This window comes from Nesterenkonia cremea (genome assembly GCF_014642675.1).
GTDB classification, from domain to species: Bacteria; Actinomycetota; Actinomycetes; order Actinomycetales; family Micrococcaceae; genus Nesterenkonia; species Nesterenkonia cremea.
The window spans coordinates 218,588-244,686 of the sequence record NZ_BMIS01000001.1 but is presented as its reverse complement, the minus strand read 5'-3'; the positions used below and the strand labels follow the sequence as shown (position 1 = coordinate 244,686).

The window sequence follows — 26,099 nt, the reverse complement described above, 5'->3', positions numbered from 1 at the left end:
CCCATGTCACAGCAGGAATAATATGCGGGCATGCAACGCTACCCCTCATAGACTCTTCACAAGTTCCTTGACGCGTTGCGGCTGAATGGCAGCGCCACCAGGACGACACCCCGCCGATTCGACGGAAGGACGTGCTGATGACGCTGCTCATCTCCCTGGGCATCATGATCGTGGCCGTGGCCGTGGCCCGCCCCCTCTCCTCGCGACTGGGCCGCAACGCGGGCTATCCGATGGCATTCCTGTTCCTCACAGCACTGAGCCTGGTGCTCACCGGTGCTCCTGAAGTCCTCGAGGGCGGCACCCTCACCGGCGAATGGATGTGGATCCAGAGCCTGGACATCGCACTGCGGCTGCACCTGGACGGCCTCAGCCTCGTCTTCGCCATCCTTGCCCTAGGTGTGGGCGCACTCATCATGTCCTACTGCGCCCGCTACCTCAGCGAGGAGTACGACCACGGTCGGCTCTACATGCTGCTGAGTCTCTTCGCCACCGCGATGCTGGGCATGGTCCTCTCCGCGGACATCATCACGCTGTTCGTCTTCTTCGAGATCACCACGCTGTGTTCCTTCTTCCTCATCGGGGCTCAGGGGCTGCACCAGGCGCGTCCCGCCACCCGCGCCTTCGTAGTGACGTTCTCCGGGGGGCTCGCGCTGCTGACGGCTGTTCTGCTGCTGTGGCACGTCACAGGAACCACCAATCTCACCGCGATCCTCGACGAGGCCGGAACAGTCACCTCGTCCCCCTACGCGCCGTGGATCGGCGGGCTGATCATCTACGCGGCGATGACGAAGTCCGCCCAGTTCCCGTTCCACTTCTGGCTTCCCGATGCGATGGTCGCCCTGACCCCGGTCAGCGCCTACCTCCACGCGGCCACTCTGGTCAAGGCCGGGATCTACGTTCTGATGCGTTTCTCAGAGCCCTTCACCGACTTCTGGTGGTGGACGACGGTGCTGGTCGCCGTCGGGCTGACGACCACCATCATCGGTGCCGTCTTCGCCCTGCAGCAGCACGACCTGAAGTCCCTGCTGGCCTACTCCACAGTCAGCCAGCTCGGCTGGATCGTCGCGCTGATCGGTGTCGGCACCAATGAGGCGCTCGGCGTGGCCGGTCTGCACGCCTTCTCCCACGCGCTGTTCAAAGCGACTCTGTTCATGCTGGTCGGGGTGATCGACAAGGAGGCCGGGAGCAGGGACATCCGCGAACTCTCCGGGCTCTACCGAGTGATGCCCTGCACTGCGGTGCTCACCGCCCTGGCGGCGATGTCCATGGCCGGACTCCCGCCATTTCTGGGGTTCGTCTCCAAGGAGGAGGGATATTATGCGTTCCTCGAGCTGCCCGGACACTGGGGGTGGATCGTGGGGCTGCTTGCAGTGGCCTCCGCCGGCGTGACGTTCGCCTACAGCTTCCGACTGCTCTGGGGCGCTTTCGCCGGGCCCACCCAACAGCGCGGCCTGTATGACGCGCACTGGACATTCCTGGCGCCTGCGGCAGTGACAGCAGGTGCAGGACTGCTGCTGGGGCTCTTCGTCAGCTCCCTGAACCCGCTGTTCGACCGCTCCGTGCAGGCAACCGTGCTCGACGCAGACGCCTACGCGGGACTGAGTCTGCTGCCCGATTCGATCGCTTCCCCCGCGCTGTGGATGTCGGTGGCCACTATGGTGTTCGGCCTCATACTCTTCCTGGCGAGCGAACCCGTGGACCGCTCCCTGCAGCGCCTGGTCATGCCGGTGACCGGGGTGAAGGTATACGACGCCGCCTACGCCGGTCTGCTGCGGTTCTGCGACCTGGTGGCCCGTCCCGCCCGCTCCGGAGCGTTGGCTCCACATGTGCTCTGGCCGTTGGGAGCGGTCGCCGCACTGGCTGCTGCTGCCCCCTTCCTGGACGATCTCGATGCGGTCGGTCCGCCGAGCTCACGTCCCCAGGACTGGTTTGTGGTCGGCCTGACCACCCTGGCAGTTCTCGGACTGTGCCTGACCCGTTCCCGGATCGGTGCCGTCGCGATGATGGGCGTGATCGGGTTCCTGGTCGCGGGCTGGTTCCTGCTGATCGGTGGTGTCGACCTCGCGCTGACCCAGATGCTGGTGGAGATCCTCACCGTCGCTGTGGCCGTACTCATCCTGCGCCGTCTCCCCGAGAAGTTCTCGCCGGTGGGCGTGCTGCGACGCAGCACCGCCGCCGTCGTCGCAGCCGTCATCGGCCTGGCGGCCGGGGCCGCCGTACTGGTCCTCACCGGCCGACCGGAGTCCACCGCTGCTGCCCAGTGGTACATCGATGAGACCGAAGAGGCCGCAGGAGGGACCAACCTGGTCAACTCGATCCTCGTAGACTTCCGCGGCCTGGACACCTTCGGAGAGATGACGGTGCTGGCCGTGGCAGCCATCGGACTGTTGGCGCTGCTGCGCGGAGAGGCACCTGCGGATCAGAAGGCCCGCACCATGGACCTGCCCGGCGATGAGACGGTGCTGAACACAGCACGCATCATTCTGGTCCCACTGATCTCCGCCGTAGCCCTGTGGCTGCTGTGGCGCGGACACTATGAGCCGGGCGGAGGGTTCGTGTCCGCACTGGTCGCCGCCCTTGCTGTGGTGATCGCCCGCCTGCCGCGCTCAGCCGAGAGCCGCCCTTCCCGACTGCGCCCTGCCGCACTGCTCGCCGCGGGACTCATCGTGGCGATCGCAGCCGGAGCTCTCGGGCTCCTCCAGGGATCCTTCCTGAGTCCCATCACCGGAAGCATCGAGATCGGAGCCTTCTACCAGGCAATGACCACCTCACTGATCTTCGACCTGGGTGTCTTCTTCGCGGTCCTCGGCCTGGTGGTCGCAGCCCTGGACCGTTTCACCCGTGGAGCGGTCTCCGGCGCCTCCGCAGAGGACCCAGACGCGGCACCCCCACCTGGTGCACGAGAACCCCGCACGAGCCAGACACAGGACCCTGAGATCCAGACGACCGCCGTGGAAGGAGGCCATCGATGAGTGCCGCCGTCCTCGTCGCCGTCCTCGCAGCAGGCGGAGTCTACCTGCTGCTCCAGAAAGGTCTGGTCCGCGCCGCCCTGGGCTTCATCCTGATCGGGCATGCCGCCAACGTGATCATCCTGGCCGCCGGAGGTCAGGAACAGCGCGAACCCGCCTATGTGGGTGAGAACCTGCCGGCAGGCGGCCTCGCAGACCCGCTGCTCCAGGCCTTCGCCCTCACCGCGATCGTCATCACCTTTGCCCTGACCGTCTATCTCTTCGCCATGGCAGGCCACGGAGGCGATGAGGACGGACAGCCCTCCGACGCAGAGCCGTCAGACGCCGACGAAGACCACGGCACAGTCATAGACGAACCTCCGGCCGACAGCGGAGACACAGATCCGATAGGAACCACCAGCACTGGAAGCCGCCCCACCGGCCGGACCGAAGGGAGGGAGCACGCATGAACCAGGATGTCCTCTCCGGTCTGCTGCCGGCCTTCCTCTGGCTGCCGATCCTGGCGGCCGCCGCCGCACTGCTGGTCCGACGAGCCCCAGGCACACAGCGCTTCCTCGCCCTGGCGGTCCATGCCCTGGCGCTGGCGGGGGCTCTGATGAGCATCACCTCGGTCAGCGACGGCTCCGTCGTGGCCGAACAGGTCTCTGACTGGGCTCCGGGGATCTCGATCCCCTTCGTCCTGGACACCTTCGCCGGGCTTATGGTGAGTGTCGCGGCGCTGATGGTCCTGGTCTGCACACTCTTCGCCGTGTTCACCGGCGACGACGCCGATCCCTACTTCCATCCGCTGGTGCTGGTCCTCTCAGCCGGCGTCTACGGAGCATTCCTGACCGGCGACCTGTTCAACCTGTTCGTGATGATCGAGGTCGCTCTGATCCCGTCCTACGTGCTGCTGACCCGCAGCGGCAGAGCCGCGGCGATGACGGCAGGAAGGATCTACTTCAGTGTGAACCTGCTGGTCTCCGCGGTGCTGTTGGCCGGCGTCGGGCTGGTCTACGGGACTGCCGGCACTGTTAACCTCGCCGAACTGGCGGGGGAGGCCACAGAGTCGACCGCGGTCGCGCTCGCCGCCGGCGTGGTGCTGCTGGCACTGGGGGCCAAGGCCGCGCTGGTTCCGGTCCACACCTGGCTGCCACGCTCCTATCCCTTCGCCTCCGTGGCGGTCACCGCTCTGCTCTCCGGTCTGCTCACCAAGATCGGGGTCTACGGAGTCTTCCGGGTCTATGGGCTGGTCTATGACGGCACAGGACTGGATACCGTGTGGCTGGTGGTCCTGGTGGCCACCATGCTCATCGGTGTGTTCGGCGCGCTGGGCGAGTCCGGTATGCGTTCCATCCTCAGCTTCCACATGACCAGCCAGGTCGGCTACATCATGCTCCCGCTCGCCTTCTTCGGACCGCTGGGCATGGCAGCCGGAATCTTCTACATGATCCACCACATCATTGTGAAGGCCGCACTCTTCCTGGCCTGCGGCGCCGTGGAGCACCACGCCGGGACCGGCAGGCTCGCCCAGCTGGGCGGCTACGCCCGCCGAGAGCCTTGGCTGGGCCTGGTGTTCATCCTGGCGGCGCTCTCCCTGGTCGGCGTCCCTCCGCTGTCCGGGTTCGTGGCAAAGATGTCGCTGATCCACGCCTCCATGGAGACGGGTCTCTATATCGCCGCCGCCGCGGCAGTCGTGGTGAGCCTGTTCACCCTGCTCTCCATGCTGAAGATCTGGAACGGGGCCTTCTGGGGAGCCGACCCCGAGCCGAGGGACACCCGGGTCCTGCACGCGGCATCAGCACCGGTGCCGGACGCGACTGACCCAGGCGCTGGACGGCTGCGGCATAAGTTCCGTCCGGCTCCCAGCACTCTGGACCGCGTGCCGCCGCGACTCATCCTCCCAGGGGCCCTGCTGGTGGCGTGCACCGTGAGCATCGGCCTCGGGGCCGAGGTCCTCATGGATCTGGCCGTCACCGCGGCGGAGGGTCTCAACGACACGACCACCTACACCGAGGCGGTGATGCAGTGATGATACGTCCATCCCTCATCCGACTGGTGCGCCTGCCTGCTTTCCTGACATGGTTCGCCCTCCAGATGATCCGAGCCAATTGGCAGGTCGCCACCGACATCCTGACCCCGGGCAGCTCGTTGAGCCCCGCCATCGTGGCTCACCGCACCCACTCACTCTCCTCTGGCGAGATCACTGTGCTGAACAATCTGATCACGCTCACCCCCGGCACGCTGACACTCGACATCGACGACGCTGCTGACGGAGGCCGGATCCTCTACGTCCTGGGGCTCTACGCACCTTCCGAGCCGGAGGAGTTCCATGCCGAGCTGCGTGAACTCGAAGACCGGATGCTGAGCCTGACCCGGCCCTCCACGCCGGCCCAGGAGGTGACCCGCTGATGGCCCCTCAAGAGCTGCTGTCCTACGAGATCCTCGGCATCCCAGCTGGTTGGGCGGCCCTGGGGCTCCTCGTGGCCACTGTGCTGCCGGCGATCCTCCGCACCGCCCGAGGGCCGCAGGAGGCTGACCGGGCGATCGGCGCCGACCACGTCTTCTTCGTCCTGGTCGCCTCTCTGGCGATGCTGGGGCTGCTCTGGGAGCGTCACCTGCTGCTGGACCTGGTCGTGGTGGTGACGCTGATCGGCTTCATCTCCGCACTCATCCTCGGCCGTTATCTCGGCCGTAGCCGCACCTCCGTTGCCGTGACTGAAGGAGAAGAGGCATGATGAGCCCGCTGACCGAGACTCTCCAGGCAGCCGGTGGGGGACTGCTCCTGGCCTCGGGGATCGCGCTGTTCGTGGTGGCCGCAGTCGGCCTGATCCGGTTCCCCGATCCTTATACGCGGCTGACGGCCGTCACCAAATCAGGGACCCTCGGACTGGTCCTGGTGCTGTTGGGTGTACTGGTGATGGATCCCGGCATCGCCGCGGCGATCAAGCTCATCCTGGCGATCATGCTGCAGCTGCTGACGGCGCCCATCGGCGGGCTGTCCCTGAGCCGGGGAACCTTCCGCTCGGGCGCCGCCCTGCCGGTCGGACTGCAGTACGACCAGATGAGCGAGCAGCGGGGCGGACAGCACGGGGCCCACCGTTGAGGAGTTCCGCACCTGTGCGGCTCCGCCGCTCAGCGGAGCCTGCTCACCTGGTGAGAGAGCTCAGTCGTGGCGGATGGCCTCGATGGTGAAGCCGGTCCGGAACCACTCGCCCGGAGCCAGGTGGACCACGTCCTCGCCGCTGTTGAAGGCGTTCGGCGGGGAGGTCATCGGCTCCACGGCCACGCCGGCGCGGTCCAGCCGCTCACCGGTGTAGACCTGCACCCAGGGAGTGTCACCGATCATCCGGACGAGGAAGCCCGAGGGACCATGGATCAGCTCAGCACTCCACTGCTGGGGCAGCGAGGTGAAGGCGTGGTCGATGGTGCGGCCGGTCAGCAGCGGACCGGCGGTGAGGTCGAAATCGCCCTTGACCTTCTGCCGGCCGATGAGCTGGCCGTCAGCCTTGGTCAGCGCCATGACCTGGGCCGGAAGGCGCAGACGGCACTCCTCCAGCTTTGCGGCCCCGGCCGTGAGGTAGGGATGGAAACCCGCGGCGAAGGGAGCCGGCGCCTGACTGGCCTTGTCGAAGTCGTCGACGTCGGGGTCGGCGTCGTCGGGGATGTAGCGCACGCTCAGCGTGGTGGAGAGGCCGAAGGCAGCAGCCACACGGTAGATCAGCGAGATCTCCAAACGGAACGGGTAGCCCTCGGTGGGCTCCAGGAAGCCGGTGAGGTGGACGCTGTCCTCCGTACTGCTCAGCACGGAGAGCTGCGTGTCATGCAGGAGACCATGGATGGCCGCGCCGGTCTCCTCCTCGGTCACCGGCAGCTCATAGGTGGTCTCGTCATGGACGTAGGACGCACCGCAGATCCGGTTGGGCCATGGCACCAGAACAGCACCTGGGTAGGCCTCTGACGGGGCATTCGCGGCAGGAACGATCAGATCGTCCTGTCCATTGGCCAGGCTGAGCAGCTGGCCGCCGCGCGGATGGACCTCCGCGATGTATCCTCCGCCGGTGATGACGACCGGCGCCTGCGTCGCGTTCATGGTTCTCCTTCAGGGGCAACGCGGGCTGAACCCTATGACGTGTCACTCCACACTAGCTGAGCCGCTGATCAGATGCCCACTATGACGCGGACAACTGCGGATCTCTGCGGGTCTGTGGGGCATAATGAAGACAATTATGGACTCTGCAGACACCTCCCCCGCATCCCCCGACACCAGCGACTTCTCCGTCCCGGCCGCAGGCCGCGGCGGCTCCTTCATGCATCAGTCCGGCAAGAAGCTGGTCTGCCTGGACGTGGACGGCACCCTGGTGGACCACGACGGGCACATGTCCGAGGCTGTGAAGCAGACCGGCCGCGCCGTCGTCGCCGACGGGCACACCGTGGTGGTGGCCACCGGCCGCTCTCTGCCGGCCACGCTGCCGGTGGTGGAGACCCTCGGCATCGAGCACGGCTATGTGGTCTGCAGCAACGGCGGCGTGACCGTGCGGGTGGACACCTCCCTGCCGGAGAACTACGAGGTGATCGACCAACAGGTCTTCGACCCGTCGCCGGCCCTGGAACAGCTCAGCGAACGCCTGCCCCACGCCAAGTTCGCCGTGGAGACCTCGGCCGGCGAGTTCCTCTCCACCGAGCGGTTCGAGGACATGTCCTTCGGCCTGGCCGCCCAGGGCGTGAGCTTCAAGGAGCTCAAGCAGTCCCGCGCGGTGCGTATGGTGGTCAACTCCTTCGATTCCACCGCCGAGGAGTTCCAGGAGGCAGTGGAGGGCATCGGCCTGCAGGGCGTGAGCTACGCCGTGGGCTGGTCCGCCTGGCTGGACATCGCCGCCGCCGGAACCACCAAGGCCTCCTCTCTGGAGATGCTGCGCCAGAAGATCGGCGCGGACCACCAGGACACGGTGGCCGCCGGAGACGGGCGCAACGACATCGAGATGCTGCAGTGGGCCGCCCGCGGAGTGGCCATGGGCCAGGCGGTCGAAGAGGTCATCGCCGCCGCCGATGAGACCACCGGAACCGTCTACGAAGACGGCCTGGTGGACGTGCTGAAGTCGGTGCTCGAGGGCCACTGAGCCGAACCCTCCCGGCGCCCGGCCGACCCAGGCTGAGCACCGCGCCGACTGAACCGGCACAGACTGAAGCTGCGCCTCATTCGGCGGGTTCCTCCTCCGGGACCCAGAACTGCGGGGCGTCGACGACGGCGCGCAGCGCACGCAGCGCCCCACCCGTGGTGGCCGGAGCCGCGTTGTGCTCCCATTCGCCGGGTTCGCGGACCCGAAAGCCGCTCCACTGGGCGGCCAGGACTCGGTCGCCCAGTTCGGTCTCGATCCTCGGCCGCAGATGATCGGCCAGCGGGCCGAACTCGCCGCCGAGGACCACATCGCGGATGTCCAGGACGTTCAGCGCTCCGGAGAGCGCGATGCCCAGCGCCCAGCCGGCCTTGTCCAGGGCCGCGCGGACCTGGGCGCCGGCGTCGTCGTCCTGCTCCGCCATCTCAGAGAGGGTGCGGGCGGAGACCGGCGGCTGAAGACCGGCATTGGCCAGCAGTGCGCGCTTGCCCGCATAGACCTCCAGGCAGCCATGGGCGCCGCAGCCGCACTGCGGACCCTCGGGCTGGACGGTGATGTGGCCGATCTCCCCGGCCCAGCCGCGCGGTCCGGCATCGACCACGCCGTCCACCACCGCGGCCGCACCCACGCCCAGCCGGGCGGAGACATAGAGGAAGGTCTGTTCCTCGCGGTCCACGGCGGTGAGCTCCTGGGCGATGGACAGGGCGGCGAGCTTGGCCTCATTGGCCACAGCGACGAAACCGCCGAAGTCCTGACGGATCTCGCTGTCTTCACCCACGCCAGCGCCGGTCATCAGGGCGATCGCATCCAGATCCCGCCAACCCAGGTTGGGGGCCAGCAGCAGATGGTCCCCGCCGGTGGAGACCAGGCCGGGCAGGGCCAGCACAGTGCCCACCACCGTGGAGCCGGCCTCGCGGGCGGTGCGGGAGACCCTGCGGGCCATCTCGCCCACCTGCGGGAGCACCTCGGTGGGGTCTGAGCTGCGGAAGTCGCCGTCGATGATCTCCTCGGCCAGCACGGCCCCTGTCAGATCCAGCACGCGGGCGGCCATGAACTCGACGTTGATCTCCACGCCCAATCCGCTGAGGGTGCGCCGGGCCGGCAGCAGCGGCACGGCGGGGCGGCCGCGGGTCCCACCTACGATGGGCGATCCCTCGCGCACGATCCCGGCGGCCAGCAGGTCGTCCACCAGGCGGGAGACGGTGGAGCGGGTCATCCCGGTGCGGATGCTCAGATCGGCGCGGGAGAGCGGCTCGGCCGCGGAGAAGATCTCATCGGTGATGAGCAGGAGGTTGGATTCGCGCAGCGTCTCCTGCCGGGCGCCGGGCCGCAGCGCCTGGTGGTGCGGCGGACGCTCGCGGCGCTGCGGTGGAAAGTGGTCGGCATCGGGAGCCTGCTGATGACCATTGACGCCCCGCTGCGCGCGGCGTCCCAATCGGGCCAGCGGCCCGGAGATGACGCCGGGGAAGCCTGAAGTAGGAGCGATGTCGGTCACAGACTTGATCTTATCCTCATGACGATTTAGGTTTCATCTAGAAACAAAATGAGCCCCGGATCACACTCTGCCCTCCGGCGCTCCCCGACCACTCTCTTTCCAGCAGGAGGAACCCATGGCATCCACCCCAGCCGACTACAAGCTGTCCTACGGCCTCTGGACCGTGGGATGGACCGCCCAGGACCAGTTCGGCCAGGCCTCGCGCCCTGCCTTCGAACCCTGGGAGTACCTGCCCAAGCTCAAGGAGGCCGGCGCCTCCGGCGTCACCTTCCACGACGACGACGTCGCCCCCTTCGGCGCAGATGAGGCCGAGCGCGAGAAGTACTTCACCACGTTCAAGGAGGTCGCCGAGCAGGTGGGCCTGAAGGTGGAGATGCTCACCACCAACACCTTCGCCCACCCCGTCTTCAAGGACGGCGGCCTGACCTCCAACGACCGCTCCGTGCGCCGCTTCGGCCTGCGCAAACTGCTGCGCAACGTGGACCGCGCCGCCGAGTTCGGCGCCGAGACCTTCGTGATGTGGGGCGGCCGCGAGGGCTCCGAATATGACAACGCCAAGGACCTCAACGCCGCCCACGAGCGCTACGCAGAGGGCATCGACACCATCGCCGCCTACATCAAGGAGAAGGGCTACGACCTGCGCATCGCGCTGGAGCCCAAGCCCAACGAGCCCCGCGGAGACATCTTCCTGCCGACCATCGGTCACGCCCTGGGCCTGATCGCTCAGCTGGAGAACGAGGACATCGTCGGCCTGAACCCGGAGACCGGCCATGAGCAGATGGCCGGCCTGAACTTCACCCACGGCATCGCCCAGGCACTGTGGGCCGGCAAGCTGTTCCACATCGACCTCAACGGCCAGCGCTCCATCAAGTACGACCAGGACCTCGTCTTCGGCCACGGCGACCTGATCAGCGCGTTCTTCACCATCGACCTGCTGGTCAACGGCTTCCCCAACGGCGGACCGACCTACGACGGCTGGCTGCACTTCGACTACAAGCCCTCCCGCACCGACTATGTGGACGGCATCTGGGACTCCGCGGCGGCCAACGCCCAGATGGTCACCCAGCTGGCCGATAAGGCCAAGGCCTACCGCCAGGACCCGGAGGTTCAGGCGGCCTTCGAGCAGGCCGGCATCTTCGACCTGGCCAAGCCAACCCTGGCCACCGGCGAGTCCATCAGCGACTTCCTGGCCGACACCTCCGCCTACGAGGAGTTCGACGCCGAGAAGGCGGCGGAGCGCAACTACGGCTTCGTGAAGCTCAACCAGCTGGCGCTGAACCACCTGATCGGCTAATTTTCGAATATGAGCACACTCGTCGCCGGCATCGACTCCTCCACCCAGTCCTGCAAGGTCGTCATCCGTGACGCTGAGACCGGACAGCTTCTCCGGCAGGGCTCGGCCAAGCACCCCGAGGGCACCGAAGTGGCCCCGGGCCACTGGTGGGACGCCCTGTTGGAGGCCATCGAGCAGGCAGGCGGCCTGGCGGATGTCTCCGCCGCCTCCATCGGCGGCCAGCAGCACGGGATGGTGGTGCTCGATGCCGACGGCGAGGTCATCCGAGACGCGCTGCTGTGGAACGACACCCGCTCGGCCGACGCTGCCGTGGCGCTGATCGCTGAGCACGCCGATGCCGGGGATCCGGCGTCGGGGAACGCCGCCTGGGTGCGGATGAGCGGGACCCTTCCGGTGGCCTCGCTGACGGTCACCAAGCTGCGCTGGCTGGCCGATGCCGAGCCGGAGAACGCAGGCCGCGTGGCCGCAGTCGCGCTCCCCCATGACTGGCTGACCTGGAAGCTCTCCGGGGCTGCGCGGCTGGAGGATCTGGCCACCGACCGTTCGGACGCCTCCGGCACCGGCTACTTCGATCCGAACAGCAACACCTACCGCTATGACCTGCTGGCCCAGGCGCTGCGCATCTCCGAGGAGGAGGCGCAGAAGATCGTGCTGCCGAAGGTGGCGGGGCCGGGCGAGCAGGTGGGCACCGGAGACGCCTCCCGCCGCTGGGGCGGGCTGGTGCTGGGCCCCGGTGCGGGCGACAACGCCGCCGCAGCGCTGGGACTGGGCATGTCCACCGGCGATGTGGCGATCTCCATCGGCACCTCAGGAGTGGTCTCGGCCGTCTCGCCGAAGGGCATCCAGGATCCCTCCGGCATGGTGACCGGATTCGCCGATGCCACCGGTGAGTTCCTGCCGCTGGCGGTGACGCTCAACGGCTCGCGCGTGCTCGACGGTGCCGCGCGGATGCTGGGCGTGGACCACGAGGGACTGGCCCAGCTGGCCCTGGCCGCCGAGCCGGGGGCCGACGGCCTGACCCTGATCCCCTATCTGGAGGGCGAGCGCACGCCGAACCTCCCGCATGCCACCGGCTCCTTCGTGGGGCTGTCCCTGGCCTCGATGAACCCGCAGGATGTGGCCCGCGCCGCTGTGGAGGGGCTGCTCTGCGGACTGGCCGACGGACTGGAGGCGATGACCTCACTGGGCGTTCCGGTGGAGTCCATCAGCCTGATCGGCGGTGCCGCACGCTCGGCCGCCGTGCAGCAGATCGCTCCGGCCGTGCTGGGCCGCGAGGTGCAGGTGCCCGAGCCGGGCGAATACGTGGCCGACGGCGCCGCACGCCAGGCCGCCTGGGTGCTCTCCGGCGAGGCGCAGCCGCCGCAGTGGCGGACGGGTTCCGTACAGACCTTCACCGCGGAGCCCACGCCGGCCGTGCACGAGGCCTACGCGGCGCGCCGCGGACTCCACGCGGAGCGCTGAGGCTGGGCGCTGACTTTCTGCCGGATCGCCCCGGGCTCCTCCTGGAGATCGCCTCTCAGAGGCTGTTCTCGGGAGAAACCCGGTGCGATCTGCGTGGGACGCCTCTGTTCAGCAGCTTCTTCTCCAACATCCACGGGTTCCGCAGGTCCTCCCATCCCCATCGGACCGACCGCTTCCCCGTGACCATCTCGATCTGCTCCTCCCGGCGCTTCTCATTCCAGTAGACCTGCTGGTCGCTGAGCCCGGAGAGAGCACCGGCGTCGTCGTATTTCACGCGTCCGTCGAACTCGCCGAAGACGCCCTTCCAGTCGAAGTCCACCCGCGCGATCTCCTGCGGCAGCTGGAACTCCACCTGCAGGTGCGGCTCCTCAAAGCCGAGTTCGTGGATCTGCAGACGCGACCAGGATTCGCCCGGTGATTCGCTGCGCCCATCGGCGAAGTCCGCCGCCCAGCGCCAGGCCTGCTGCGCCGGAAGCGACCACAGCCACTCCTCCTGAGCCAGCTCATCCTGCGGGCTGAGCCGGTGGGTCTGCCGCTGAGCCAGCGCCGCATCCAGCACGACGACGGCGCCGGCGCGGCTCAGCCGCGGCACAGTGTCGGTCAGCACGAAGGACAGGGGCTCGACGCCGACCACGGCGGGGCGGCCGCCGACGGTGATGCCGGGGACCGGGAGGTGCTGCCGCGTCCGCCTGATGCTGCGGTACTCCTGGCGGGCCTCCGCGGCTGTGAGGGGACGGGGCACCGGAGGCAGCAGGCGGCGTGTGGGACGGGTGAGCGTCGGCGTCGGGAGCTGATGTGGGGCGTTCGCTGTGCTGAGCTGCGAGGGGTGGGCCGGGCCGAGCGGTCTTCCGCGGCTGAGTCCGGCGCGGCTGGGCGAGGTGGCGCGCAGCTGCACCTCACGTGGGACCTCGAGCAGCGGAAGTCCGTGGACCGCCAGGGCGGATTCGCGGCAGAGCAGGGCGTGGGGAACGGCGAGCCCTGCCGCGGCGACCTCCGCGCGGTGCCTGATCCACGGAGGGGCCGCCTGCCATGCGGCGGCGTCCACGAAGATGCCCCGTCTGAGGCGCAGCAGCTCGCCGCGTGCCACCGCAGCGCTCAGCCAGGTGGTCGAGCGACGCCGCATAGACGGGTCATGCCTGATCAGGTCCATCCGCTAAGACTGTCAGGCTCGGGCCTTCCCCGTGGGCGCAGGCCGCCGATCTGTGGATAACCCCGCCGTGCCCAGCCCTGATCGCCCCGCGTTCTGCCTGGAGATCGCCTCTGAGAGGCAGTTTTCGGGAGGAACCCGGTGCGATCTGCCTGGGACGCCCCCGCCACTCATGTGCTGCGCGCCACAGATATGGCACGCTGAAGGATTATGAAGAGATCGACGGTCGAAGATGCCATCGCCCAGCTGAAGTCCCTGGCCCATGCTCAGGGCTACGTCCTGCCTCCGATGGCCGACTGGTCGCGCCAGGACTGGATCGACCGCCGGGATGCCGCGCAGGAGCTGATCGACCGGCGCATCGGCTGGGATGTCACCGACTACGGCGGAGGTGACTTCGCCTCCCGCGGGCTCTGCCTGCTGACCATCCGCAACGGCACCATCGCTGAACGCGACGCCGGCCGCGGCCAGACCTACGCGGAGAAGCTGATGCTCTCCGGCGTCGGGCAGGAGACGCCGCTGCACGCCCACCGGCATAAGACCGAGGACATCATCAACCGCGGCGGAGGCGAGCTGGTGGTGGAGATCCACACCCTCGACGACGCCGCCCCGCACACCACAGTGCAGGTGGACGGCATCTCCGGGATCGTCACCTCCGGCGAGCGCATCCGGCTGCATCCGGGTCAGAGCATCCAGCTGCCCACAGGCGTCTTCCACCGCTTCTGGGCCGAGGAGGCGCCTGTGCTGGCCGGCGAGGTCTCCGGGGTCAACGACGACGGCGAGGACAACGTCTTCGCCGAGGACCTCCCCCGCTTCTCCGAGATCGAAGAGGACGCTGAGGCCCGGCACCTGCTGGTCAGCGAGTACGACGACGTCCTGCGCTGACTGCGCGCCCGGCCGTTCGCGCGCCCACACCCAGATCACCCCGGGCTCCTCCTGAAAACAGCACCTCAAGAGCAGTTTTCAGTCAGAACCCGGGGTGATCAGCCACAACGCCCGACGCCGGCAGCAGCGGCAGCCGCCTCAGGACATCAGGCGCGCTCCACGTCCAGCTCCAGCACGGACCAGGAGAGGGCCGGCAGCTTCACGTGCAGCACGCCGTCCTCGATCCCGACCTCCTGCAGAGTCTTCAGTCCCACAGTGTCCTGAGCGTCCAGCACATTGGCGCTGTTCCGGTCGCCGCCCTCGGGGATGGTCAGCACCTCGGCGCTGCGCACGCCGGAGGCGCTGAGTCCGCGCAGGTCCACGCTCACCTCAGCGCCCTCCTCCATGCTGCGGTTGGCCAGGAAGAGCGCCAGCCGACCCGTCTGCTCGTCCCAGGTGGCGGTGGCGTCCACGGCATCCACATCGCCGAACTTGGCGGTGGGGGTCTTGCCGGAGTCCACGGCCAGCTGCATGATCTGGCCCTTGGCCAGTGCGGACATCCGTGCAAACGGCCAGAAGGAGGCCTGACGCCATGCCGGGCCGCCGGCCTCCGAGCGGATGGGGGCGATGACGTTGACCAGCTGGGCCTGGTTGGCGATGGTCACGCGGTCTCCGTGGCGCAGCAGCGAGTGCAGCAGGCTGCCCACCACCACGGCATCGGTCACCGAGTAGGTGTCCTCGATGACGCGCGGAGCCTCCCGCCAGCCGGCCTTGGCCACATTGTGCGGCTGGTCCTCGCCGTCCAGGCCGCGCTGGTACCAGACGTTCCACTCGTCGAAGGAGATGTTGACCTGGTTGCTGTGCTTGCCGGCCGCCTTGACGGCGTCGATGGTGGCGATCACACCGTCGATGAAGGCGTCCATGTCCACGCCCTCGGCCAGGAAGGAGGCGGCGTCGCCGTCGTGCTCCTGGTAGTAGGCGTGCATAGAGATGTAGTCCACCTCTTCGTAGGTATGGCTGAGCACGGTGTGCTCCCAGGTGCCGAAGGTGGGCATCTGACGGCTGGAGGACCCGACGGCGACCAGCTCGATGCTGTCGTCCACCAGCTTCATGGCCTTGGCCGACTCCTGGGCCAGACGGCCATACTCATCCGCCGTCTTATGACCGATCTGCCACGGGCCGTCCAGCTCGTTGCCCAGGCACCACAGCTTGATGCCGAAAGGATCCTGCTGGGTGCCGGTGGCCGCGCCGTTCTTCCGGCGCAGATCTGACCAGTAGGTGCCGCCGGGATGATTGGCGTACTCCACCAGGGCACGGGCCTCATCGACGCCGCGGGTGCCCAGGTTGATGGCCTCCATCACCTCGACCTCAGCCTCCTTGGACCACTCCACGAACTCGTGGAGACCGAAGGCGTTGGTCTCTATGGTGTGCCAGGCACCGTCGATCCGGACCGGGCGATCCTCCACGGGACCGACGCCGTCCTCCCAGTTATAGCCGGAGACGAAGTTGCCGCCGGGGTAGCGGACCACAGTGGGGCCCATCTCACGCACCAGCTTCAGCACGTCCTGACGGAGCCCACGGGCGTCGGCCTCCGGGTGACCCGGCTCGTAGATCCCGGAATATACACAGCGGCCCATATGCTCCACGAAAGAGCCGAAGAGCCTGCGGGGGACCTCCGCCACGGTGAAGTCCCGGTCGATGGTGATGCGTGCCTGCGTCATGAATCTCCTCGTCACTGCAGAAAGTTCGTGTGGTCTTGAATTCGCGGGGGTCACTGTCCTCCGAAGCCTGTCGTCGCCACCCCCTTGACGATCTGGCGCTGGTAGAACAGGAAGACGACGATGAGCGGCAGGGCCGCGAGGATCGCCTGGGCCATGACCTGGGCGTACTGGACCCCGTAGGCACTGATCACCGTCTGCAGACCCACCGGCAGCGTCATCAGCAGGGTGTCGTTGATGACGATGAAGGGCCACAGGAAGTTGTTCCACGCCTGGATGAAGACGAAGATCGAGACCGCCCCGAGGATCGGCTTGGACAGCGGCAGCACCACGGTCAGGAAGACCCTGAACCGTCCGGCGCCGTCCACGCGGGCCGCCTCCTCCAGCTCGATGGGCACGGCGTCGAAGAACTTCTTCAGGATGAAGATGATCGGCGCCATGACCACCTGCGGCAGGATCAGACCCCAGTAGGTGTCCACCATGTTGAACGTGAGCATCTGGTAGTACAGGGGGATGATCAGCACCTGCGGCGGCACGATGATCGAGGCGATCACCATGAAGAACAGGGCGCTGCGGCCGCGGAACTTCAACCGGGAGAAGGCGTAGGCGGCCATCGCCGAGATCGCCACCGTGATCAGCGTGATCACCGCGGAGGTCCAGAGGCTGTTCCAGGCCCAGATATAGACGTTGCCCTCGGCCAAGACCGCCGCGAAGGCGTCGAAGCTGATTCCGGACTCGCCGATGAGCGAGAGGTCGCCGGCGGCGGCGTCGGTCTCTGTCTTCAGTGCGGTGGCCAGGGCCCACACGATGGGGAAGAGCCAGATCACGGCCATGATCGCCAGGGCGGCGAAGGCCAACAGCCGGGCAATGCCGAAGGGCTTCTCGCCGGGCTTGAGATTCCGTCTGGCGGTGACATCTGTCAGGGGCGACTGCTGCGCGACACTCATCGCTGCACCTTCCTCCGGCTGATGGTGATCTGAACGATGCCGACCACGAGGATCAGCGCAAAGAACACGTACGAGATGGCTGAGGCGTAGCCGAACCGGTATCCGACGAAGCCGGCCTCGAAGATGTACTGCACGATGGGCCGCGAGGTGTCCGTGGAGCCCGGCAGCATCTGATACGCCTGGTCGAAGAGCTTCAGCGAGGCGAGGATCTGGAGCACGAACACCACGCCGGTCACCGGCATCAGCTGCGGGATGGTGATCGACCAGAGCTGCCTCCATCGTCCGGCTCCATCCACCGAGGCGGCCTCGTACTGCAGGTCAGGGATGTTCTGCAGGGCTGCCAGATAGAGCAGGAAGTTGAAGCCCACCGTCCACCAGACCGTGGCGATGGTGATGGAGATCAGGTCGAGATGCGGCGTCTGCAACCAGGACAGCGGCTCCAGACCCACGCCGGTCAGCACCGAGTTCGCAGCACCGATCTCCGGGTTGAAGATCCACACCCAGATCTGCGAGATGACCGTGGAGGCCAGCAGGAAGGGCATGAAGAAGGAGAGGCGCCACAGCCATTGTCCCGGAAGCCCGGTGTTGACCAGCAGGGCCATGGTCATCGCGATGATCACCAGCGGGACGGTGGAGATGATGGTGAACCAGACGGTGTTCCGCATGGCCCCCCACAGCGTGGGATCGGTGAAGGCCTCCACGTAGTTCTCGAAGCCCACGAAGTTTCCGCCGGCCCCGGTCAGGGCCTGGTCCGTGAAGCTCAGGTAGATCCCGTGGGCCATCGGCCAGATCACGAACATGAAGAATGCGAGCATGAAGGGGGCCAGGAACCCTGCGGCCACCCACCATTCTCGGTTCCGGCGAGGTTCTGTGCTCAGCGTCTTGAGATCTCTCATCAGCCGTGACTCCCCTCTGGGTCCACCGGGTTGGTGCCTTCGAGCAGCCCGTCGACGTAGCTGCGAAACCGCTCGAGCGTGTCTTCGAAGCCCTCGCCGCTGACCATGGATCCCTGGATCATCTGGCCGACTTCGTTGATGAAGTTGGAGCCGGATCCCGTGAACCAGGCCGTGGGGTCGTAGACCACGTGGTCGATAGCGTCTGCGTAGCTGGACTGCGGGGTCAGCTCGGCGTACTCGGAGCTCTCCGTGACCGGCAGGTAGGCGGGGATGTGACCGGCGTCGGCCCAGTCCAGGGATCCCTCCAGCAGGCGAGCGACGAACTCGTAGGCGTGGTCGCGGGCCTCCTCATCCGGGTCCTGCTGGTGGGGCAGCACAAAGCAGTGCGAGTCCGAGTAGGTGACCGGAGTGCCGAAGACGGTGGGGATCATGCCCATGTTCACCGGCAGCTCGGCGTCGTTCATGGTGGCCAGCTCCCAGACGCCGTCGAAGAAGATCCCGGTCTGGCCGGTGGAGAACTCCGCGATGGAAGAATCCCGGTCCCCGCGGCTGGAGGCGACCTCACCGTCGGTCAGCCGGGCCATGTACTCCAGGGCCCCGATGAAGGCGTCGTCGTCGATCTCCGCAGGGCCGCCCTCCGGGAAGCTCATCTCCACGCCATGCTGGGCGTAGAAGGTGTAGAAGAGGCGCCAGATCTGCGGCGGCTCACCCAGGAAGCCGAAGGAGAGGCCGTTGCCGCCGGTGTAGTCGGCGATCTGCCGGCAGATGTCGAGGAAGCCTTCGGGGCCGTCCGGCTCGAGGAGCTGACCGTCGGAGTCGAGGACCCCGGCCGCCTCGCAGATCTCGGTGTTGTAGAACATCACGAACGGGTGGGCATCCAGCGGCACGCTCCAGAGCTCGCCGTCGATGACGCTGTTCTCCCAGACCGGGCCGGAGAACTGCTCCTCGCTGACGCCCAACTCCGCCAGACGGGACATGTCCCACGGGTCCAGCAGACCACCGGGGTAGTAGGCCGGCACACGGGCGGAGTGCATGATGGCCAGCTCCGGGGCACGGCCGCCGGCTCCTGCCATGGCGAGCTTGGTGTAGTACGGCTCGCCCCACTCCAGCACAGTAGGCCGGACGTAGTAGTCGCTCTGAGCCTCGTTGATCTCATCGAGCAGCCCGGCCATGATGATGCCGTCGCCGCCGCTGAGAGGATGCCAGAACTGCAGCGTGGTGCGGTCGTCAGGTCCGCCCCGTCCGCAGCCGGTCAGCGCGAGCGCCCCGGCTCCAGCGAGGCCGGCGCCGAAGAGCTGCCGTCTGCTGAGTCGCATTCGATCCATAGGTCCCCACTTCGTCAGTACCTGCGTCTCTTACATCGATGTAAATCTCAAGCACACTGATTACATCGATGTAAAGCTGGAGACAGCATACACAAGACGTGATCCACATCATAGGGATTCCGGAGATTTATGCGTCTGCGCTGGTCAGATGCTGCTGTTCCGCCCGTCGTTTGGCGCCCCCGAGTCGCCAGAACGACGCCGACCCGACCCATCAGCGCCGATGAACGCGGTGGGCGGCCCCGTCAGTGCCCGCGCACCGGAGCGAGGGCTGGGTTCCGCACTCTCCGGCGTCGGGACGGCCGCTTTGGCGCGATGAGGCGACGGAAAGTGCTGAAGCCACGGCTGGCCGAAGCGCCGGCGTCGGGAATCTCTCAGGTGCGCGGCGTGGGGAGGTATCCGGCGGGACGGGCGTCGGTGCTCTGCCGCACAGTGAGGGTGTGGGGAATCTCCACGGCACGGGGCTCGATGGAACGATCGGCGATCCGCTCGGCCAGCAGGTCCAGCGCCTGGTCGACGTAGACCCGGTGGTCGAAGCTGATGGTGGTCAGCGCCGGCCAGGTGTAAGCGGCGTGTTGGACGTCGTCGAAGCCGGAGATCAGCACATCCTCGGGAACCCGGATCCCGGCGCTGTGCAGGACATGGAGTGCTCCCATGGCGATGGAGTCCGTGAAGGCGATGACGGCGTCGAAGGCGACCTCGCGGTCCAGCAGTTCCTGCATGCCGCGGGCGCCGCCCTCCACGGTCCACTCGATGACCTCCACCTGGAGCTCCTCGGGAGTGGGCAGCCCGTGCTCGCGCAGGCCGTCGACATAGCCCTGCAGGCGCTGGCCCATCGTGGCCTTGCTGTCGGTGGCGGCGGCCTGCGAACCGCCCAGCACAGCGACCCGACAGGCGCCCTGCTGGATCATGTGCTGCGCAGAGAGCCGGGCGGCCACAGGGCTGTTGATGAACACGCGGTCGGTGCGGTGCTGCTCCACCTCGCCGATGAGCACCACCGGGGGCAGATGACCCACATGCTCGACCACACTGTCCTCCAGACGCACCGGGTTGAGGATCAGCCCGTCCACCTGGTGGGTCCGCGCGCGGGAGACCAGATCATACTCACGCTCAGGCTCGGCGGCGGTCTCCTCCACCTGGATCATGAGCCCCCGCTCGTGGGCGGCCTCGAGCATCTCGTGGGTGATGCTGGCGGAGAAGGCACTGCCGACGTCGGGCAGCGCCAGTCCGATGACGCCGCTGCGGCCGTTGCGCAGACCACGAGCACTGAGGTTCGGCACGAAGTCCAGCTCGGCCATGGCGGACTCGACCTTGGTGCGCGTCTCCTCCCGGACTCCTGCCGCGCCGGTTAGCACATTGGAGACGGTCTTGGGGGAGACACCGGCCAGTTCGGCCACGTCCTTCATCGTCGAGCGGGTGTGCGGGGACATGGCACAACTCTACGAGCATGAGCACCCACACGGCGCATGCTCCCCGCTCAGCCCTCGAACACGTGCTGGTCCAGAAACGTGTTCCGGAACACTCCGTCCGGGTCCAAACGATGGGCGACCTCGCGGAAGTCCGGCAGCTTGGGATATGCAGCCCCGGCGACCTCCACCGCTGCCAGCTTGCCCCAGTGGGCCCGGGCGCCCAGCGGCATCAGCGCCTCCTCCAGCCGCGGCAGCAGCTGGGCGACCTCTTCGACGCGCTGGCGCCAGGTGAAGTGGAAGCCCACGGTGCCTCGGCCCCAGGCAGGGCTCATCCATTGGTCGTCGGCGGCCATGGTGCGGACCTCGCTGATCAGCAGATGCGGTTCCATCGCATCGCCCAGCGTCCGGAGCCGGCGCACGGCCTCCCCGGCGTGCTCGCGCGGCAGCAGGTACTCACTCTGCAGCTCGGAACCGTTGCTGGGCGTGAAGTCCAGCAGGAAATGCGGCAGCCGCTGATCCCAGCTCCCCCACTGTCCCGACTGCGCCGTGGTCCGCTCCACCGCACCTTCGACCAGCCCGATGTCGTGCCGCAGAGCCGTGACGCCGGCCAGCTCCCGGGGCGGCTCCCCCACTGACTTCAGCCAGGCGTGGCCGAACCGCTCCCCGGACCAGCGGGTGAAGAGGCTGACGCTGTAGGCAGAGCCCATCAGCTCCTCTACACCGTCCTGCACGGCCTCCCAGCTCAGCCCGTCGTAGACGTCCTGGCGCACCTCGAAGGTGGGCACCGTGTCCAGGCTCAGCCGGACCACGACGCCGAGCGCGCCCAGGTTGACCACAGCGGCACCGAAATCGGCGTCGCCTCGGCGCAGCGTGTGATGGCTCCCGTCGGCGAGGACCAGCTCCACGGCGCTGACTGCGGAGGACAGCGGCGGCAGCGCGTCACCGGATCCGTGGGTTCCGGTGGCCACGGATCCGGCCACGGTGATGTGCGGCAGCGAGGCCATATTCGGCAGGGCCCGCCCCTGCTCCTGGAGCCTGCGCGCGAGCTCGCCATAGCGCATGCCGGCGTCCACGGTGACGGTGGCGCCGCCCTCGGAGAGCTCAAAGCTGCGCGGCAGCGCGCTCAGCTCCATCAGGTCTCCGGTGGTGTCCGCGATGGTGTTGAAGCTGTGCCGACTGCCCACAACTTTGAGCCGCTGAGCCTGCTTCACCTCGCCCTGCAGCTCCTCCACGCTCTCAGGGCGCAGCAGTCGCGCGGCTGAGTAGCGCTGATTGCCCGCCCAATTGATCTCTGCTGCGCTGCTCTCTGATGCGGGCTCCATACCCACCGCCCTCTCCTCGACGTGATACACATCTCGTTGCTGTTAACGTTAACGCCGTCGCAGGGGTGCTCAGGATCCACGCACCACCAGGTGCGGCTCCAGGAAGACCCGGTCACGGCCCGAAGCAGATTCCGCCTGGTCCAACAACAGCGTCAGCGCAGCCCTCCCCGCCTCACGGAAGGGCTGGGCCACAGTGGTCAGCGGCGGTCGGAAGAAGGCGGCGCCGTCGACATCGTCATAGCCCACCACTGAGACATCCCGCGGCACGTCCACGCCCCGCTGCTCCAGGGCACGGATGGCGCCCAGAGCGATGAAATCGTTGGAGGCGAAGACCGCATCCGGCAGCTCCTCGACCGCGCAGAGCTCCTCCATGGTGGCGAATCCGGCCTCGGCCGTCCAGTCCTCCGCCTCCGCCATCCGGGAGTCGTCCATCCCGGCCTCCCGCAGCGCACGGCGCCACCCCTCCACGCGGCCCTGGGCGTCGAACCAGGTCATCGGCCCGGCGATATGGGCGATCCGACGCCGCCCCTGCTCCACCAGATGCCGGGTGGCCAGCTCCGCACCATGGGCGTGATCGATGCCGGCCACGCGCAGCTCACCCCCAGGCTCCAGCCCGGAGGTCAGCACCACCACCGGCGTCCTGGCGGCCAGCTGCTCGGCCGCCTCGATCAGCACGGGCACCGGGGTCAGCACGATGATTCCCTCCACCCCGTGGCTGAGGAAGAAGTCAAGCGTGGCCTCCACGGTCTGCGGGCGGGCATCGCGCACCACGCTCAGCGCCGTGGCATAGCCGCGGTCCCGCGCGGCACCTTCGATGGACAGCGTCAGCTGGGTGGGGCCGAAGTCGGCATAGCCCTGGGAGACGACGCCGATCAGCCCGGTCCGGCGCGTCTTCAGCGCCCGGGCCTGGGAGTTCCGGCGGTAGCTCAGCTCGCGCATGGAGCGCTCCACCCGCTCACGGGTGTCGGCGCGGACGGCGTCGGGGGAGTTCAGCACACGGGAGACGGTCTGGTGGGAGACACCTGCATGCTTGGCCACATCCACCATGGAAGGTGGCCGCCCAGTCATCGCCATGTGCTGTCCTCTCCCCTCGTGCAGTGCATCCTTTCATACCTCAGCCTGCACTCCGGAGCCGATTCTCACCCAGCGGCGCGCAGGATCAGCGCTTCAGCGTTCATCCAGAGGGACCGACGCCGGCCGCTCGGCTCGGGTGCTCAGCGTGACGGTCCGCTCCTGCTCGGCCGCAGTGAGGATGCCCTCCATGATCTCCAGGACGTGGAGACCCAGCGCACCCTGGGCGCGTCCGGCCTGCGGATCCCCGGAGAAGGATCCGGTCCAGAACATATCGGCCAACCCGTAGCCGCGGGCTGCCTGACGATAGCCGGCCGCCACCGGGAGCCCCTCCCATCGGTCCATCTGGGAGGAGAGCCGAACAGGCCCTTCGAACCGATTGGGATCCGGCGCCTCCAGAGTCCCCTCGGTGCCCTGCACCTCGATATGCGCAGCGCGGGTGGAGACGCCGTCGAAGCTCATGACCAGAGTGGAGATCACACCTGACTCGTGCACCAAGGCTCCGGTGACGTGGCTGGGCGTGGAGACCGGGATCTTCTCCCCTGCGCGCGGCCCGGATCCGATGACCCGCTCCTGGCGCAGCGCAGTTCCGGCACCGATCACCTTGGTCACGGGTCCCAGCAAGGTGATCAATGAAGTGAGGTAGTAGGGGCCCATATCGAAGAGCGGCCCACCGCCCGGCTGATAGTAGAAGTCGGGGTTGGGGTGCCAGGACTCGTGACCGGGCCGGATCATCGTGACCGTCGCACTGGTGGGCACGCCGATCCGTCCGGCATCGATGACCGCCCGCGCAGTCTGCACACCGGTGCCCAGCACGGTGTCCGGGGCCGAGCCCAGGACCACACCATGCTGCTCTGCGCTGCGCACCATCCGCCGGCCGTCCTCGAAGGAGGCTGCCAGAGGCTTCTCCACGAAGACGCCCTTGCCCGCCTCCAGGGCGGCCAGAGAGACCTCAGCGTGGGCCTTGGGGATGGTGAGGTTGATGACTGCGTCCACATCCTCGCGGGACAGCAGCTCCTCCACGCTCATCCCCGGCGCCCCGTGCTGCTGCCCCACCTTCTGGGCGCGCTCACGGTCGATGTCAGCGATGCCGGCGAGGCGCAGATCAGGGAGTCGGCCGATGGTCTCCAGGTACTGGGCGCTGATGACTCCTGCGCCGACGATGCCGACGTTCAGCGAGTCGCCCACAGGATGCCCCGTTCGATGATGGTCTTCACATGGGGGTTCTCCAGGACCTCCACGCGGTGGCCCGGTGTGGCCACGAAGATCCTGCCCTTGCCCCAGCGGCGGGTCCACACCGCAGGGCTGACATGTTCGCTGTGCCAGGGGTCGAAGTCGCGTTTGGGCAGCGTGGTGGTGGCCAGGACGTCCAGCAGGCCGTCATGGAGCACCCAGTACTGCTCGGTCTCCAGCTCGAAGCTCTCGATCCCCGCGGTGATGGGGTGATCGGCCGCCTCCGGCAGGATGTCGATCCGGTGCGGGATGTAGTTGTCCGACTGCTCCCCGATCCGCTCATCGGGGTGCTTTCCCGGGTGATGGGCGAACTGGGCGCCCATCAGGTGCAGGTACTCCTCGCTGTCGCGGTAGGAGTCGGCGATCCCGCCGTGCCATCCCGCGAAGCCCGTGCCCGCCTCGATCGCGGCGCGCAGCCCCATAGTCTGGTCGCGCTCGATGCTGGACTTGGTCATGCACTGGATGATCAGGTCCGTGGCGGCCATCCGCTCCTCATCGCGGTATACCTCTGGGGACTCGAAGATCTCATAGTCGTAGCCGTTCTCGGAGAGGAACGGAAGGAAGAACTCCGTGGCCTCCACCGGCTGATGGCCGTCCCATCCTCCGCGGACGATGACTGCTCGCTTAGTCATGCTCCTCTCCTCTCTGCACGGGCGTATATCGGCTGTCCTGGGCGGCGCTGAGCTCCACGGCGTCGAGGACACGCTGGACCTCAAGGGCATCGGCGAAGTCTGGGCGCAGCGGCTCGGCCTCCAGTGAGGCGACGAAATCGGCCATCTGGTGGACGAAGAGGTCCCCGTAGCCCAGCCCGTGGCCCACCGGCCACCAGTGGTCGGCGTAGGGGTGGACGACGTCGGTCACCTGGATGGTCCGGAAGCCCTGGGCCTCCTGATCGTCGCGGCCGTCGAAGTGTTGGAGCTCGTTCATCCGCTCGAAGTCGAAAGCGATGGAACCCAGACTGCCGTTGATCTCCAGGCGGTTGGCGTTGCGCCGGCCCAGCGCATAGCGGGTGGCCTCAAAGACCCCCACGGCGCCGCCGGAGAACCGTGCGGTGAAGGCCGCCGCATCATCTACGGTCACCGGGCCGCGCTCGGCCGAGGACGACGCCGTACCGCCGAGTCCCGCCCGGTCACCGGAGATCGGCCGGGTGGGGACGAAAGTGTGGAGCAGGGAGGAGACCCCCTCGATCCGCTGCCCGGAGATCCACTGCGCAGCGTCCACCGAATGCGCGCCGATGTCTCCCAGCGAACCGCTTCCGGCCTTCTCCTTCTCCAGCCGCCAGGTCAGCGGGGCGTCGGCGTCGCTCAGCCAGTCCTGCAGATACTGGGCTCGGACATGGCGGATCTCGCCGAGCCGACCCTCCTCCACGAACCGCCGGGCCAATGCGAGCGCAGGCGTGCGCCGGTAGCTGAAGCCGCAGAAGGTGCGGCTTCCGGCGGCCTCGGCCGTGCGGGCGGCCTGGACCATCCGCTCGGCCTCGGCCACGGTGTTGGCCAAGGGCTTCTCGCAGAGCACATGCTTGCCGGCCTCCAGGGCGGCGCAGGCGATCTCCGCATGGCGGTCGCCGGGGGTGCAGATGTCGATCACGTCGATGTCCTCGCGCTGCACCACGGCCAGCCAATCGGTACTGGTCTCCGGGATCTCGAGCCGGGAACCGGCCTCACGGACCCGCGCCTCATCGCGCCCCACCAGGAGCGCGACCTCGGGCCGACGCGGCAGATCGAAGAACTGCGGCGCCGTCCGCCAGGCGTGGATGTGGGCCGCGCCCATGAACGCATGCCCGATGACGGCCACTCTGAGATGTTCGCTCATCGTTCCCTCCTCCTCGTCCTACCCCTCAGCAACAGGGCTCTCAGCC

The 26,099-nt window shown here is 67.6% G+C and carries 23 protein-coding genes; 10 read left to right on the top strand and 13 right to left on the bottom strand.

The window, feature by feature from the left end:
- Positions 1–137 precede the first annotated feature (137 nt).
- Genes mbhE through mnhG form a run of 6 tightly spaced genes read left to right on the top strand, consistent with a single transcriptional unit; the run spans position 138 to position 6,054 of the window.
- Positions 138–2,972, top strand: coding sequence for a hydrogen gas-evolving membrane-bound hydrogenase subunit E (gene mbhE / locus IEW85_RS01120; RefSeq protein ID WP_188682136.1), 2,835 nt, complete (start codon positions 138–140; stop codon positions 2,970–2,972).
- Entirely contained in the window at positions 2,969–3,418 is a 450-nt protein-coding gene (locus IEW85_RS01115; RefSeq protein WP_188682135.1) for a sodium:proton antiporter, read from the top strand. The genes mbhE and IEW85_RS01115 overlap by 4 nt, the downstream gene beginning before the upstream one ends.
- Positions 3,415–4,980 carry a monovalent cation/H+ antiporter subunit D family protein gene (locus tag IEW85_RS01110; protein WP_188682134.1) on the top strand — a complete coding sequence of 522 codons (1,566 nt, stop codon included), beginning with the start codon at positions 3,415–3,417 and terminating at the stop codon, positions 4,978–4,980. The genes IEW85_RS01115 and IEW85_RS01110 overlap by 4 nt, the downstream gene beginning before the upstream one ends.
- Positions 4,980–5,360, top strand: a complete 381-nt coding sequence (locus IEW85_RS01105; protein ID WP_188682133.1) for a Na+/H+ antiporter subunit E — start codon at positions 4,980–4,982, stop codon at positions 5,358–5,360. The genes IEW85_RS01110 and IEW85_RS01105 overlap by 1 nt, the downstream gene beginning before the upstream one ends.
- Positions 5,360–5,686, top strand: a complete 327-nt coding sequence (locus IEW85_RS01100; protein ID WP_188682132.1) for an MrpF/PhaF family protein — start codon at positions 5,360–5,362, stop codon at positions 5,684–5,686. The genes IEW85_RS01105 and IEW85_RS01100 overlap by 1 nt, the downstream gene beginning before the upstream one ends.
- A complete protein-coding gene (gene mnhG / locus IEW85_RS01095) occupies positions 5,686–6,054 on the top strand; it encodes a monovalent cation/H(+) antiporter subunit G (RefSeq protein ID WP_188682131.1) in 369 nt (122 codons plus the stop codon). The genes IEW85_RS01100 and mnhG overlap by 1 nt, the downstream gene beginning before the upstream one ends.
- Positions 6,055–6,114: 60 nt before the next feature.
- Here mnhG and IEW85_RS01090 read toward each other — a convergent pair whose 3' ends face one another.
- On the bottom strand, positions 6,115–7,041 hold the full coding sequence (locus tag IEW85_RS01090) for an aldose epimerase family protein (RefSeq protein WP_188682130.1): 927 nt from the start codon (positions 7,039–7,041) through the stop codon (positions 6,115–6,117).
- A 217-nt stretch (positions 7,042–7,258) separates the two neighbouring features.
- Between IEW85_RS01090 and IEW85_RS01085 the strand changes: the two genes are divergently transcribed.
- Positions 7,259–8,068: an HAD family hydrolase gene (locus IEW85_RS01085; protein WP_229658729.1), complete on the top strand. Its 810-nt coding sequence runs from the start codon at positions 7,259–7,261 to the stop codon at positions 8,066–8,068.
- 76 nt (positions 8,069–8,144) lie between these two features.
- Here the strand turns inward: IEW85_RS01085 and IEW85_RS01080 are convergent, their stop codons facing one another.
- A complete protein-coding gene (locus IEW85_RS01080) occupies positions 8,145–9,560 on the bottom strand; it encodes an ROK family transcriptional regulator (protein ID WP_188682128.1) in 1,416 nt (471 codons plus the stop codon).
- A 115-nt stretch (positions 9,561–9,675) separates the two neighbouring features.
- On the opposite strand from IEW85_RS01080, the gene xylA reads away from it, so the two are divergent.
- Positions 9,676–10,854, top strand: a complete 1,179-nt coding sequence (gene xylA / locus IEW85_RS01075; RefSeq protein ID WP_188682127.1) for a xylose isomerase — start codon at positions 9,676–9,678, stop codon at positions 10,852–10,854.
- Positions 10,855–10,863: 9 nt separating this feature from the next.
- Positions 10,864–12,315 carry a xylulokinase gene (gene xylB / locus IEW85_RS01070; RefSeq protein WP_188682126.1) on the top strand — a complete coding sequence of 484 codons (1,452 nt, stop codon included), beginning with the start codon at positions 10,864–10,866 and terminating at the stop codon, positions 12,313–12,315.
- A 55-nt stretch (positions 12,316–12,370) separates the two neighbouring features.
- On the opposite strand, the gene IEW85_RS01065 is transcribed toward xylB, so the two are convergent.
- Entirely contained in the window at positions 12,371–13,465 is a 1,095-nt protein-coding gene (locus IEW85_RS01065) for a hypothetical protein (RefSeq protein WP_188682125.1), read from the bottom strand.
- Between the two features lie 207 nt (positions 13,466–13,672).
- On the opposite strand from IEW85_RS01065, the gene IEW85_RS01060 reads away from it, so the two are divergent.
- Positions 13,673–14,344 carry a D-lyxose/D-mannose family sugar isomerase gene (locus IEW85_RS01060; RefSeq protein ID WP_188682124.1) on the top strand — a complete coding sequence of 224 codons (672 nt, stop codon included), beginning with the start codon at positions 13,673–13,675 and terminating at the stop codon, positions 14,342–14,344.
- Positions 14,345–14,490: 146 nt separating this feature from the next.
- On the opposite strand, the gene arfA is transcribed toward IEW85_RS01060, so the two are convergent.
- The 10 genes from arfA to IEW85_RS01010 all read right to left on the bottom strand — a co-directional run bounded on the left by arfA (position 14,491) and on the right by IEW85_RS01010 (position 26,053).
- A complete protein-coding gene (gene arfA / locus IEW85_RS01055; RefSeq protein WP_188682123.1) occupies positions 14,491–16,044 on the bottom strand; it encodes an arabinosylfuranosidase ArfA in 1,554 nt (517 codons plus the stop codon).
- A gap of 50 nt (positions 16,045–16,094) precedes the next feature.
- The gene (locus IEW85_RS01050) at positions 16,095–16,988 is read right to left on the bottom strand and encodes a carbohydrate ABC transporter permease (RefSeq protein ID WP_188682122.1); all 894 of its coding nucleotides are present in this window, start codon (positions 16,986–16,988) and stop codon (positions 16,095–16,097) included.
- Entirely contained in the window at positions 16,985–17,884 is a 900-nt protein-coding gene (locus IEW85_RS01045) for a carbohydrate ABC transporter permease (RefSeq protein ID WP_188682121.1), read from the bottom strand. The genes IEW85_RS01050 and IEW85_RS01045 overlap by 4 nt, the downstream gene beginning before the upstream one ends.
- Positions 17,884–19,200 (bottom strand): extracellular solute-binding protein, encoded by a 1,317-nt coding sequence (locus IEW85_RS01040; RefSeq protein WP_229658688.1) that lies wholly within the window; start codon positions 19,198–19,200, stop codon positions 17,884–17,886. Before IEW85_RS01040 ends, IEW85_RS01045 begins: the two co-directional genes overlap by 1 nt.
- Positions 19,201–19,580: 380 nt before the next feature.
- Complete coding sequence (locus tag IEW85_RS01035) at positions 19,581–20,636, bottom strand: LacI family DNA-binding transcriptional regulator (RefSeq protein WP_188682120.1); 1,056 nt, start codon at positions 20,634–20,636, stop codon at positions 19,581–19,583.
- A 47-nt stretch (positions 20,637–20,683) separates the two neighbouring features.
- The gene (locus IEW85_RS01030; RefSeq protein ID WP_188682119.1) at positions 20,684–21,937 is read right to left on the bottom strand and encodes an FAD-binding protein; all 1,254 of its coding nucleotides are present in this window, start codon (positions 21,935–21,937) and stop codon (positions 20,684–20,686) included.
- 69 nt (positions 21,938–22,006) lie between these two features.
- On the bottom strand, positions 22,007–23,011 hold the full coding sequence (locus tag IEW85_RS01025; protein WP_188682118.1) for a LacI family DNA-binding transcriptional regulator: 1,005 nt from the start codon (positions 23,009–23,011) through the stop codon (positions 22,007–22,009).
- A gap of 93 nt (positions 23,012–23,104) precedes the next feature.
- The gene (locus IEW85_RS01020) at positions 23,105–24,196 is read right to left on the bottom strand and encodes a Gfo/Idh/MocA family protein (RefSeq protein ID WP_188682117.1); all 1,092 of its coding nucleotides are present in this window, start codon (positions 24,194–24,196) and stop codon (positions 23,105–23,107) included.
- Entirely contained in the window at positions 24,181–24,873 is a 693-nt protein-coding gene (locus tag IEW85_RS01015; protein WP_188682116.1) for a ThuA domain-containing protein, read from the bottom strand. Before IEW85_RS01015 ends, IEW85_RS01020 begins: the two co-directional genes overlap by 16 nt.
- Positions 24,866–26,053, bottom strand: coding sequence for a Gfo/Idh/MocA family protein (locus tag IEW85_RS01010; RefSeq protein ID WP_188682115.1), 1,188 nt, complete (start codon positions 26,051–26,053; stop codon positions 24,866–24,868). The genes IEW85_RS01015 and IEW85_RS01010 overlap by 8 nt, the downstream gene beginning before the upstream one ends.
- Positions 26,054–26,099 lie beyond the last annotated feature (46 nt).